The organism is Leclercia sp. S52 (assembly GCF_039727615.1).
Taxonomy (GTDB): Bacteria; Pseudomonadota; Gammaproteobacteria; order Enterobacterales; family Enterobacteriaceae; genus Enterobacter; species Enterobacter adecarboxylatus_B.
Window position 1 is genome coordinate 1,941,533 of the sequence record NZ_CP152474.1, and the last position, 11,302, is coordinate 1,952,834.

An 11,302-nucleotide genomic window follows, 5' to 3' on the forward strand; every position below is an offset into this window, starting at 1 on the left:
AATTCCTCTTCAATTTTGACGGTAAAAAAACAAGCACGCCACGTAAGGGCGTGGCGAAAAAAGTGCCAAAAAAGAATAGCATTGCCGTCTCGCTGAGAGTGCGAGGGAGTTCACCTTATGGGACTAATGGGAATTTTGCCCGGCGGCGCTACGCTTGCACGGGCCTACGGGTGGCGGGATTTTGCCCGGCGGCGCTACGCTTGCACGGGCCTACGGGTGGCGGGGTTTTGCCCGGCGGCGCTGCGCTTGCACGGGCCTACGGGTGGCGGGGTTTTGCCCGGCGGCGCTGCGCTTGCACGGGCCTACGGGTGGCGGGATTTTGCCCGGCGGCGCTGCGCTTGCACGGGCCTGCGGGTGGCTGGATTTTGCCCGGCGGCGCTGCGCTTGCACGGGCCTACGGGTTTTGTAGGCCGGGTAAGGCGTAGCCGCCACCCGGCACAAGGCGGCACAAGGCTATCAGGCCTGCGTCTCCTGCCAGTCCGCCAGGGTATACAAGGTGGCGCCTTCCGCCGCCATGTCCATAAACGCCTGGGCGCTGTCCTGGCGCTGAATGTTAACCCCGCGACAGCCGTCGGTGATGACGTTCACCCGGTAGCCCAGCTGCAACGCATCCAGCACGGTGAATTTGACGCAGTAATCGGTCGCCAGTCCCATCACAATCAGCTCCACGATCTCGTGATGGCGCAGCCACTGATCCAGCCCGGTTTTCTGCCGGTGGCCGTTATCAAAGAAGGCGCTGTAGCTGTCGATCTTCGGGTTTTCCCCTTTCTGGAAGATGGCGTCAATGGCTTTGCTGTTGAGCAGGGGATGCAGCTCTGCGCCTTCGGTATGCTGTACACAGTGATCGGGCCAGAAGGTTTGCGGCAGGCCGTCCAGCTCGCCCTGGGTGAAGGGCTCGACGTTGTGCTGGCTGGCAAAGCTGCCGTGATCCGCCGGATGCCAGTCCTGGCTGGCCACCACCGCTTCGCCGCGGGCTTTACACCACTCAATCAGGGCGTTGGCGATGTCCACCGTGCTGTCGCCTTCGGCCACCGCCAGCGCGCCGCCGGCGCAAAAGTCATTCTGTAAATCCACCAGTAACAGGGCACGTTGTTTCATGCTCACTCCTTATTCGTCTGGCGTCAGCTCGCCACGCAGGTTTTGCATCATTGCGGTACGAATCGACTGCACATCCAGATCCTGACTCAGTAAGTAGTGAAGTTTAGTCAGCGTGGCTTCTACCGTCATGTCGAATCCGCTCACAACCCCCGCCTGCGCCAGGGCGTTACCGGTGGCATAGCCGCCCATATTCACCTTGCCGGACATGCACTGGGTCAGGTTCACCACCACGATGCCGCGGCTGCTGGCTTCCTGAAGCTCCTTCAGGAACTCGCCGTTTTGCGGGGCGTTGCCCACGCCGTAGGAGCGCAGGATCAGCGCTTTTACCGGCTGACGCAGGAAGTTACGCACCACATCGGCGGAGATACCCGGATAAATGGTCACCACGCCAATTGGCTGTGGCGTAATCGGATGCACCACCAGTTCGCCGGAAGTATGCGGCGCAGGAGGCGTACCGAGGCGGCGAATATGGATCCCGGCTTCCAGCAGCGGAGTGAGGTTCGGCGAGGCAAAGGCATCAAAGCCGTCGGCATGGGCTTTGGTGGTGCGGTTGCCGCGATACAGACGGTTGTTGAAGAACAGGCTCACTTCGTTAATCGGGAAGTTGGCCGCCACGTAAAGCGAGTTCAACAGGTTGATCTGCCCGTCGGAACGCAGCTCCGCCAGCGGGATCTGCGAGCCGGTGACGATCACCGGTTTGCTGAGGTTTTCCAGCATGAAGGAGAGCGCCGAGGCGGTAAACGCCATGGTGTCGGTGCCGTGCAGGATCACAAAGCCATCATACTGGTCGTAGTGCGCCTTAATGTCGTCGGCGATATGTTGCCAGTCTTCCGGGGTCATGTCGGAAGAGTCCATCAGCGGATCGTACTCGTGAATGGTGAAGTCCGGCATCTCCGGGCGGTGGAACTCCGGCATTAACGCCAGCTGGCGCTGCAGGTGGCCCGAAACCGGGATATAGCCATTTTCCGAGCGCTGCATACCGATGGTACCGCCGGTATAGGCCACATAGATTGATTTCTTTTGCATGATGTAATGTTCTTAGGCTTCAAAGAAAAATCCCCTCTTCGCAGAAGAGGGGATGGGGATTAACGTACGTTAGCGCAGGTGAGGCAGAACGCGTAGCGGTTTTGCGGATCGTTAAAGGCGGCCAGCTTGTCGCCCTCCGCTTTAACCGCCTTCGCCGCCGTTGCGACCGGCGCCGGCAGATACGCCTGCAGCGCGTCCGGCAGCATGGCTTTGACCGAGCCGGAGAAGCTGTCCATCACCATATCGATGAAGGTCGGCTCATCCTGATAGAAGTCGATATGCCACTGCTTCAGCTTCGCCAGTTCGGCGGCCTTGGCCACGGCGTCATCGAAATCGCCCAGATTATCCACCAGCCCGTTGGATTTCGCATCCTGGCCGGTCCAGACGTGGCCCTGGGCGATCTGGTCGATCTGCGCCGGGGTCTGCTTACGGGAGTCGGCCACCAGAGTGATAAAGCGCTTATAGCCGTTCTCAATGCTGAGCTGCATCATCTGCGACACTTCCGGCGGCAGCGCTTTGGTGATGGCGACATCCGCCAGCGGCGAGGTTGCCACACCGTCGGTATGCACGCCCAGATAGTCGAGGCTGTTCTCCACGGTGTTAATCACGCCGAAGATGCCGATGGAGCCGGTCAGGGTGCTCGGGTTCGCCACGATGTAGTTCGCCGGGGTCGAGATCCAGTAACCCCCGGATGCCGCCATCCCGCCCATGGAGACCACCACCGGTTTACCGGCGGCGCGGGCCGCGGACAGTTCCGCGCGGATCACTTCCGAGGCGCTGACGCTGCCGCCCGGGCTGTTAACCCGCAGGACAATGGCTTTCACTTTCGGGTCGAGACGCGCGTCGCGGATCTGTGAGGCGGTGGTATCGCCCCCGACGTTGCCCGGCGTCTCTTCGCCATCCATGATCGCCCCGTTCGCGAAGACCACGGCGATGCTGTCGCCAGTATCGGCCAGTTTTTTCGGCTGATAATCATAGAAGCTGACGGCGCTGAAGTTCTTGTCCTCTTTGCTCCAGCCGAACTGCTTGGTCAGGGATTTTTCAATCTCGGCGCTGGAGCCCAGGGCATCCACCAGCTTGTTGTCGAGGGCATATTTCGCGGTATCGCCATCCACTTTACGCAGCCCGTCCAGCACGCCCTGCGCGCCCGGGAAGACCTGCTCCGGGGTGATCTGGCGGTTGGCGGCGACGGTCGCGAGATAGTGCTGCCACAGCTCGCCGATCCAGCGGCTGTCCGCCTCGCGGGCGGCAGGGGACATATCGTCACGGATAAATGGCTCAACGGCCGATTTGTACGTCCCGACGCGGAACACGTGGGTAGTGACTTTCAGCTTATCGAGCAGCGATTTGTAGTAGAGGCCATTGGTGGCGAAACCGTGCAGATCGACGGTGCCCTGCGGCGAGAGCCACACTTTATTGGCAAAGCTCGCCAGATAATACTGTCCCTGGCTGTAGTTATCGCCCACCGCAATCACCGGTTTGCCACTGTCGCGGAACTCACGCAGCGCTTTACCGATGTACTGCATGGACGGCTGATCCGCCCCGGCGAAGTTCTTCAGATCCAGCACGATGCCGGTAATGTTGCGATCGTCCTTCGCCTGACGAATGGCGTCGACGATATCGAACAGCGAGTTTTCCTGCAGACGGTCGCTGCTGGCGCCAAACAGCTGGCGGCCCAGCACCCCAAGACGGTTGCTGGTAGAGGGTTTATCAACCACGACACCAGCGATATCCAGCAGCAGCGCGCCGCGCCCGGCGTTCTGGGCCTGGCTGGTGGAGCTGAGGTGCATCCAGACACCCACGCAAACCATTAAAATAAGGATGAAGAAAATGTTCATCACCAGATTACGGACGAAATTAAGCAGCCGCCACGTCCATTTAAAAAAGCCGGCAAACAGTCGCCAGAGGGTTCGCATGTATTCTCCCTGTCCAGATAATTACCTTCCCGTCGCCACTGGACGGTGTTGTCGGGCTATCGTAATGACCCGACCGCCACTTGTCAGCAGGAATCGCCTGCCACGCTGTAACAAAATCTGCCGTCGTGTTAATTTTGAGTAAATTTTAAGACAGGAGTAACCCCATGGATGCACTCGAACTGCTTGTTAACCGCCGTAGCGCGTCGCGTCTGGCGGAGCCCGCCCCGGCAGGCGAACAGCTGGACAACATTCTTCGCGCCGGGATGCGTGCCCCGGATCACGGCACCTTACAGCCGTGGCACTTCTTTATCATCGAGGGGGAAGGGCGCGATCGCTTCAGCACCCTGCTGGAGAAAGGTGCCGTGGCCGCCGGGCAGGATGAAAAGGCGATTGAAAAAGCCCGTAACGCCCCGTTCCGCGCGCCGATGATTATCGCCGTGGTCGCCAAATGCCAGCCGCAGCACAAGGTGCCGGTGTGGGAGCAGGAGATGTCTGCCGGCTGTGCAGTAATGGCGATGCAGATGGCCGCCGTCGCCCAGGGCTACAACGGGATCTGGCGCAGCGGGGCGTTAACCGACAGCCCGGTAGTCCGCGATGACCTGAACTGCGGCGCACACGATAAAATCGTCGGTTTCCTCTATCTGGGCACCCCGCAGCTCAAAGCCTCGACCACCGTCTCCGTCCCCGACACTACGCCGTTTGTCACCCATTTCTGATCCCCTGCATAAAAACTGTCTGGATCCTGAACAACTGCAGCAGAATTCAGACAGTCATACTTATCACTTAATGGAATGAGCGCTAACATAGTGCAATTGTAATGAAAGGAGATTGTCATGAGCGAGCAAGCCATTCGTTTAACGCAATACAGCCATGGAGCCGGTTGCGGTTGTAAAATTTCCCCCAAAGTGCTGGAAACCATTCTGCATAGCGAACAGGCGAAGTTTGTCGACCCGAACCTGCTTGTGGGTAACGAGACCCGCGACGATGCCGCGGTCTACGATTTAGGCAACGGGACCAGCATCATCAGCACCACCGATTTCTTTATGCCGATCGTCGATAACCCGTACGACTTCGGGCGCATTGCCGCCACAAACGCCATCAGCGACATCTTTGCCATGGGCGGTAAGCCGATCATGGCGATTGCGATCCTCGGCTGGCCGATCAACACCCTGGCCCCGGAGATCGCCCGCGAGGTGATCGAGGGCGGGCGCTTTGCCTGCCAGCAGGCGGGGATCGCTCTGGCCGGCGGCCACTCCATTGATGCTCCGGAGCCGATTTTTGGCCTGGCGGTGACCGGCGTGGTCCCGACGGAGCGCGTGAAACGCAACAGCACCGCCGAGGCGGGCTGCAAGCTGTTCCTCACCAAGCCGCTGGGCATTGGCGTGCTCACCACCGCCGAGAAAAAATCACTGCTGCGGCCTGAACACAAAGGGCTGGCGACGGAGGTGATGTGCCAGATGAACCTCGCCGGTGCCGCCTTTGCCAACATCGACGGCGTGAAGGCGATGACCGACGTCACCGGCTTTGGCCTGCTGGGCCACCTGAGCGAAGTGTGCCAGGGCGCGGGCGTACAGGCCCAGGTCTGGTATCAGGACGTGCCGAAGCTGCCGGGCGTTGAAGACTATATTGCTCAGGGCGCGGTACCGGGCGGCACCCAGCGTAACTTCGCCAGCTACGGTCACCTGATGGGTGAGATGCCTGCCGAATGGCGCGATCTGCTGTGCGACCCGCAGACCTCCGGCGGCCTGCTGCTGGCGGTGACCCCGGAGGCAGAAGCAGAAGTCCAGGCGACCGCCGCGGAGTTCGGGATCACCCTGACCGCCATCGGCGAGCTGGTGACCGCCCGCGGTGGCCGTCCGATGATTGAGATCCGTTAATTCAATGCGGTTATTTATTGCCGAAAAACCGAGCCTCGCCCGGGCGATTGCGGATGTGTTACCCAAGCCGCATCGCAAGGGCGATGGGTATATCGAGTGCGGGAACGGGCAGGTGGTCACTTGGTGTATTGGTCACCTGCTGGAGCAGGCCCAGCCGGACGCCTACGACAGCCGCTACGCGCGCTGGAATCTCAACGATCTACCCATCGTGCCGGAAAAGTGGCAGCTGCAACCGCGCCCGTCGGTCACCAAACAGCTCAACGTCATTAAGCGTCTGCTGAACGACGCAGCGGAAGTGATCCACGCCGGTGACCCGGACCGGGAAGGGCAGTTGCTGGTGGACGAGGTGCTGGATTACCTGAACCTCGCGCCGGAAAAACGCCGTGAAGTGCAGCGCTGCCTGATCAACGATCTCAACCCGCAGGCGGTGGAGCGTGCTATCTCGCGTCTGCGATCCAACAGCGAGTTTGTGCCGCTGTGCGTCTCGGCGCTGGCCCGCGCTCGCGCCGACTGGCTGTATGGCATCAACATGACCCGCGCCTATACCATTCTCGGGCGTAACGCGGGTTATCAGGGGGTGCTCTCGGTAGGCCGCGTGCAGACCCCGGTGTTGGGGCTGGTGGTGCGCCGCGATGAAGAGATCGAGAACTTTGTCGCCAAAGATTTCTTTGAAGTGAAAGCCCATATCGTCACGCCGAAGGACGAGCGCTTTACTGCCATCTGGCAGCCGAGCGAAGCCTGCGAACCTTATCAGGATGAAGAGGGACGCCTGCTGCATCGTCCGCTGGCCGACCACGTGGTGACCCGTATTCAGGGCCAGCCCGCCGTCGTCACCAGCTATAACGATAAACGGGAATCAGAACCCGCGCCGCTGCCGTTTTCCCTTTCTGCCCTGCAGATCGAGGCAGCAAAACGCTATGGCCTGAGCGCGCAAAACGTGCTCGATATCTGCCAGAAGCTGTATGAAACGCACAAGCTGATCACCTATCCGCGTTCCGATAGCCGCTATCTGCCGGAAGAGCATTTCGCAGGGCGCCACGCGGTGCTGAACGCTATTGCCGCCCACGCGCCCGATTTAATGCCGCAGCCGGTGGTCAATCCGGATACCCGCAACCGCTGCTGGGACGATAAGAAGGTGGATGCCCACCACGCCATTATCCCGACGGCGCGCAGCAGCAAGGTCAATCTGACCGAGAACGAATCGAAGGTGTATAACCTCGTCGCCCGTCAGTACCTGATGCAGTTTTGCCCGGATGCCCTGTTCCGCAAGTGCGTCATTGAGCTGGAGATCGCCAAAGGCAAGTTTATCGCCAAGGCGCGTTTTCTCGCCGAAGCGGGCTGGCGCACGCTGCTGGGCAGTAAAGAGCGTGACGAGGAGAACGACGGCACGCCGCTGCCGGTGGTGAAAAAAGACGATGAGCTGCTGTGCGAGAAGGGCGAAGTGGTGGAGCGACAAACCCAGCCGCCGCGCCACTTCACCGACGCCACGATCCTCTCCGCCATGACCGGTATCGCCCGGTTTGTGCAGGATAAAGATCTGAAAAAAATCCTGCGCGCCACCGACGGTCTGGGAACGGAAGCGACCCGCGCCGGGATCATTGAGCTGCTGTTTAAACGCGGTTTTCTGCACAAGAAAGGGCGCTACATCCACGCGACGGATGCCGGGAAGGCGCTGATCCACTCCCTGCCGGAGATGGCCGCACGACCGGACATGACCGCGCACTGGGAGTCGGTGCTGACCCAGATCAGCGAAAAGCAGTGTCGTTATCAGGATTTTATGCAGCCGCTGGTGGGTACGTTATTCGATCTGATCAACCAGGCGCGCAATACCTCGGTCAGGGATTTTCGCGGCATGGTTGCGCCGGGTGGCGACAAGAAGAAAAAGTTTAAGAAGAAGAGTGCGGCGTAAAAATGCCGGGTGGCGCTGACGCTTACCCGGCCTACGGTTTTCTCCCTCTCCCTGTGGGAGAGGGCCGGGGTGAGGGCATCAGCCCGCACCACACAGAATCAGATCACACCCTGACCCATCATCGCATCCGCCACCTTCACAAACCCGGCAATGTTCGCCCCGCGGACATAGTTGGTCTGCTTCTCTTCCCCGCCGTACTCGACGCAGGCGTGGTGAATATCCAGCATGATGTGATGCAGACGCGCATCCACTTTCTCGGCTTTCCAGCCCATACGCGCGGCGTTCTGCGCCATCTCCAGGCCTGAGGTTGCCACACCGCCGGCGTTAGCCGCTTTACCCGGTGCGAAGAGCACGCCAGCCTGCAGGAACAGGTCGGTCGCTTCGATGGTGGTCGGCATGTTGGCCCCTTCCGCAACCGCCTTCACGCCGTTGGCAATAAGCTGATGCGCTGCATCGACGTCCAGTTCGTTCTGGGTGGCGCACGGCAGGGCGATATCGACCGGTACGGCCCACGGCTGTTTGCCTTCAAGGTAGGTCAGACCGAACTCGCGGGCGTAATCGGCCACGCGACCGTCGCGGCTGGCTTTGATTTCGCACAGGCGCGCCAGTTTTTCAGTCGTGAAGCCCGCTTCGTCAACCACGGTGCCGCTGGAGTCGGAGGCGGTGATCACCCGGGCACCCAGCTCCATCGCTTTTTCGATAGCGTACTGGGCCACGTTGCCGGAGCCGGACACCGCCACGCGCATCCCGTCGAAGCTCATCCCGTGACGCTTCAGCATCGCTTCCGTGAAGTAGACCAGACCGTAACCGGTGGCTTCCGGGCGGATCAGGCTGCCGCCGAAGGAGAGGCCTTTACCGGTGAAGACGCAGGCGCTGTTGTTGGAGAGTTTTTTCATCATCCCGGCCATAAAGCCCACTTCGCGCCCGCCCACGCCAATATCCCCGGCCGGTACGTCAGTATCCGCGCCCAGGTGACGGTAGAGTTCGGTCATCAGCGCCTGGCAGAAGCGCATCACTTCGCCTTCGCTCTTGCCTTTCGGGTCAAAATCGCTGCCGCCTTTGCCGCCGCCCATAGGCAGGGTGGTCAGGGCATTTTTAAAGGTTTGTTCAAAGCCGAGGAACTTCAGGATCGACAGGTTAACCGACGGGTGGAAACGCATACCGCCTTTGAACGGGCCGATCGCCGAGCTGAACTGGACACGCCAGGCGCGGTTGACCTGCACCTGATTGCGATCGTCTACCCACACCACGCGGAACTGGATCACGCGCTCCGGCTCAACCAGGCGCTCAAGCAGGGACATCTGACGATAACGGGGGTTTTGTTCCAGGAATGGCCACAGCGTGGTCATCACTTCACGTACGGCCTGAGCAAATTCGCTCTGATGCGGATCACGCTGTTGAACACGAGTCAGAAAGGATTCAAGAGAGCACGCCTGGTCCATAACTATAAGTTCCTCTAATATATTGGGATTATTTTATTTGTAACAAAAATATTCATGTTGTTGTGTTTTTCGACTATACCACCCGATGGGCTTTGTGACGCAAGCTAAATTTCGCCCTCAAGTTAAATTCATCAGACGCGCCGGGTCATAATAAAAAACGATGATCGATGAATTAAAGTTTGTCGGCAGGTTTACCGTTATAGTGAATATCAGGACATAACAGGAAGAAGCGTCGATGAAGCGTATTGTGATGGCTGTTTTGCTTGGGGTTTTCGCAACCGGCAGTCAGGCCGACCAGCGGTTTAGTACCGGGGGTGTGGATGTGAATATCCCGCCGGAGATCTTTAGCTCCAGCGGGCAGCGCCCGCCGCCGTGCAACCAGTGCTGCATCTATCAGGATCAGAACTATTCAGAAGGATCGGTGGTAAAAGCCGAGGGCGTACTGTTGCAGTGCCAGCGCGATCCTCAGGCGATCAGCACCAATCTGCTGGTCTGGCGTCGCGTAAGAGAATAAAGGCTTCCAGCAGAGGAATATCCGCCGGGGCGAGATCGTAGCCCAGCGCCTCGTGCACAGAGCACCACACCAGCTGGCTGTGGTAGTGCGTCTCGGGTGTACCGGTAAATTCCGGGACGTGCCAGGCATGCAAATTGATCAGCCGCCGGGACACTTCACGCTGCTGGCTGGCGATATAGCGCGCGGGCCGGGCGTCGATGCCCAGCTCCTCACGCAGTTCACGTATCAATGCCGCAGGCTGCGTTTCTCCGGCTTCCACTTTACCGCCGGCAAACTCCCACAGACCAGGCTGGTCCGCATGCAGTGGGCGCTGCGCCAGTAAAATTTTGCCATCCCGTTCGAGAATAGCGCAGACAACATCGACTATTTTTAGCATGCCCGTCATTTACTAACGTCGAACGTCGCCCATACCGGGGCATGGTCGGACGGTTTTTCCATGCTGCGGATCTCGTAGTCGATCCCGGTCTCGATGCAGCGCTCTGCCAGCGGTTTGCTTGCCAGCAGCAGGTCGATGCGCAGGCCGCGGTTATCGTCAAAGCCTTTAGAGCGGTAATCAAACCACGAGAAGCGATCCTGTGTCTCCGGGTTGGCGCGGCGGAAGGTATCCACCAGACCCCAGTCCATCAGACGCGCCATCCACTCGCGCTCTTCCGGCAGGAAGGAGCACTTCCCGGCGCGAAGCCAGCGTTTGCGGCTGTCTTCGCCGATGCCGATATCCAGATCGGTATGGCTGATGTTCATGTCGCCCATGATCAGCACCGGATTCTCTTTGTTCAGCTCGGTTTCAAGGAAGGATTGCAGATCCTGGTAGAACTTCTCCTTGGCCGGGAACTTCAGCGGGTGGTCGCGGCTCTCGCCCTGCGGGAAGTAACCGTTGATCACGGTGATATTGCCCAGCGGCGAAGGAATTTCCGCCATGATGATGCGGCGCTGGGAATCGTCACCGTCGCCCGGGAAGCCGCGACGCACCGAGACCGGTGTCTCTTTGGTGAGCAGCGCCACGCCGTAATGGCCTTTCTGGCCGTGATAGAAGACGTTGTAGCCCAGTTTTGCCACCTCTTCGAGAGGGAACATGTCGTCGTGAACTTTTGTCTCCTGCAGGCCGATAACGTCAGGCTGATGTTGCTCGACGATGGCCTGAAGTTGATGAGGACGGGCGCGCAGGCCGTTGATATTAAAAGAGACAAATTTCATAGTCGCTGCCAGTGCAAGGTGAATAGTGCAGGGATGGTAGCAGAATTTCGCTGGGCTGACTGCCGCCGCTGCGTATGTTCCACCAATTACTGCGACAGATCGTTTCGACAGTGCAATATTTGCACCGATCTGGCGCATGACGCCCTCTAATGGCGCGTAAATGGACCACAAATTTCGCCAGCGATCACAATTCCAGAATTATATTTGGCTTCTGCATAAAACAGCTGTTTTTCATCCGGCAAAGCCGCGCTTGTTGTAAAAATATTCACTTTATATGCAATAACAGTGAATAACTCCATATTGTAACTTATTGATATTACGTTACC

11 protein-coding genes are annotated in these 11,302 nt (G+C 59.2%); 4 read left to right on the forward strand and 7 right to left on the reverse strand.

Annotated features, from left to right (window positions below):
* Nucleotides 1-456: 456 nt before the first annotated feature.
* From pncA to sppA, 3 genes are read right to left on the reverse strand one after another with little or no spacing between them, the layout of a single operon-like run.
* On the reverse strand, nt 457-1,098 hold the full coding sequence (pncA, locus tag AAHB66_RS09300) for a bifunctional nicotinamidase/pyrazinamidase (protein WP_347115982.1): 642 nt from the start codon (nt 1,096-1,098) through the stop codon (nt 457-459).
* Between the two features lie 9 nt (nt 1,099-1,107).
* On the reverse strand, nt 1,108-2,124 hold the full coding sequence (ansA, locus tag AAHB66_RS09305) for an asparaginase (RefSeq protein ID WP_347115983.1): 1,017 nt from the start codon (nt 2,122-2,124) through the stop codon (nt 1,108-1,110).
* Between the two features lie 59 nt (nt 2,125-2,183).
* Complete coding sequence (sppA, locus tag AAHB66_RS09310) at nt 2,184-4,040, reverse strand: signal peptide peptidase SppA (protein WP_347115984.1); 1,857 nt, start codon at nt 4,038-4,040, stop codon at nt 2,184-2,186.
* 164 nt (nt 4,041-4,204) lie between these two features.
* Between sppA and AAHB66_RS09315 the strand changes: the two genes are divergently transcribed.
* The 3 genes from AAHB66_RS09315 to AAHB66_RS09325 all read left to right on the forward strand — a co-directional run bounded on the left by AAHB66_RS09315 (nt 4,205) and on the right by AAHB66_RS09325 (nt 7,826).
* Nucleotides 4,205-4,756 (forward strand): NAD(P)H nitroreductase, encoded by a 552-nt coding sequence (locus AAHB66_RS09315; protein WP_347115985.1) that lies wholly within the window; start codon nt 4,205-4,207, stop codon nt 4,754-4,756.
* A 117-nt stretch (nt 4,757-4,873) separates the two neighbouring features.
* Complete coding sequence (gene selD, locus AAHB66_RS09320; RefSeq protein ID WP_347115986.1) at nt 4,874-5,917, forward strand: selenide, water dikinase SelD; 1,044 nt, start codon at nt 4,874-4,876, stop codon at nt 5,915-5,917.
* Nucleotides 5,918-5,921: 4 nt separating this feature from the next.
* Nucleotides 5,922-7,826 carry a DNA topoisomerase III gene (locus tag AAHB66_RS09325; protein WP_347115987.1) on the forward strand — a complete coding sequence of 635 codons (1,905 nt, stop codon included), beginning with the start codon at nt 5,922-5,924 and terminating at the stop codon, nt 7,824-7,826.
* A gap of 98 nt (nt 7,827-7,924) precedes the next feature.
* On the opposite strand, the gene gdhA is transcribed toward AAHB66_RS09325, so the two are convergent.
* Nucleotides 7,925-9,268, reverse strand: coding sequence for an NADP-specific glutamate dehydrogenase (gene gdhA / locus AAHB66_RS09330; protein WP_337015480.1), 1,344 nt, complete (start codon nt 9,266-9,268; stop codon nt 7,925-7,927).
* Between the two features lie 235 nt (nt 9,269-9,503).
* Here gdhA and AAHB66_RS09335 point away from each other — a divergent pair, with 235 nt between their 5' ends.
* Nucleotides 9,504-9,782, forward strand: coding sequence for a DUF1496 domain-containing protein (locus AAHB66_RS09335; protein ID WP_347115988.1), 279 nt, complete (start codon nt 9,504-9,506; stop codon nt 9,780-9,782).
* Here AAHB66_RS09335 and AAHB66_RS09340 read toward each other — a convergent pair.
* The 3 genes from AAHB66_RS09340 to AAHB66_RS09350 all read right to left on the reverse strand — a co-directional run bounded on the left by AAHB66_RS09340 (nt 9,742) and on the right by AAHB66_RS09350 (nt 11,275).
* Nucleotides 9,742-10,158: a pyrimidine (deoxy)nucleoside triphosphate diphosphatase gene (locus tag AAHB66_RS09340; protein ID WP_347115989.1), complete on the reverse strand. Its 417-nt coding sequence runs from the start codon at nt 10,156-10,158 to the stop codon at nt 9,742-9,744. The two genes, AAHB66_RS09335 and AAHB66_RS09340, sit on opposite strands and share 41 nt — an antisense overlap.
* A 5-nt stretch (nt 10,159-10,163) precedes the next feature.
* Nucleotides 10,164-10,976, reverse strand: a complete 813-nt coding sequence (xthA, locus tag AAHB66_RS09345) for an exodeoxyribonuclease III (protein WP_347115990.1) — start codon at nt 10,974-10,976, stop codon at nt 10,164-10,166.
* Nucleotides 10,977-11,122: 146 nt separating this feature from the next.
* Nucleotides 11,123-11,275: a hypothetical protein gene (locus AAHB66_RS09350; protein WP_347115991.1), complete on the reverse strand. Its 153-nt coding sequence runs from the start codon at nt 11,273-11,275 to the stop codon at nt 11,123-11,125.
* Between the last annotated feature and the right edge of the window lie 27 nt (nt 11,276-11,302).

Bases quoted from the DNA above. Each gene is read 5' to 3' on its own strand.
- pncA (WP_347115982.1), bottom strand. From the start codon at position 1,098: ATGAAACAACGTGCCCTGTTACTGGTGGATTTACAGAATGACTTTTGC.
- ansA (WP_347115983.1), bottom strand. From the start codon at position 2,124: ATGCAAAAGAAATCAATCTATGTGGCCTATACCGGCGGTACCATCGGT.
- sppA (WP_347115984.1), bottom strand. From the start codon at position 4,040: ATGCGAACCCTCTGGCGACTGTTTGCCGGCTTTTTTAAATGGACGTGG.
- AAHB66_RS09315 (WP_347115985.1), top strand. From the start codon at position 4,205: ATGGATGCACTCGAACTGCTTGTTAACCGCCGTAGCGCGTCGCGTCTG.
- selD (WP_347115986.1), top strand. From the start codon at position 4,874: ATGAGCGAGCAAGCCATTCGTTTAACGCAATACAGCCATGGAGCCGGT.
- AAHB66_RS09325 (WP_347115987.1), top strand. From the start codon at position 5,922: ATGCGGTTATTTATTGCCGAAAAACCGAGCCTCGCCCGGGCGATTGCG.
- gdhA (WP_337015480.1), bottom strand. From the start codon at position 9,268: ATGGACCAGGCGTGCTCTCTTGAATCCTTTCTGACTCGTGTTCAACAG.
- AAHB66_RS09335 (WP_347115988.1), top strand. From the start codon at position 9,504: ATGAAGCGTATTGTGATGGCTGTTTTGCTTGGGGTTTTCGCAACCGGC.
- AAHB66_RS09340 (WP_347115989.1), bottom strand. From the start codon at position 10,158: ATGCTAAAAATAGTCGATGTTGTCTGCGCTATTCTCGAACGGGATGGC.
- xthA (WP_347115990.1), bottom strand. From the start codon at position 10,976: ATGAAATTTGTCTCTTTTAATATCAACGGCCTGCGCGCCCGTCCTCAT.
- AAHB66_RS09350 (WP_347115991.1), bottom strand. From the start codon at position 11,275: ATGGAGTTATTCACTGTTATTGCATATAAAGTGAATATTTTTACAACA.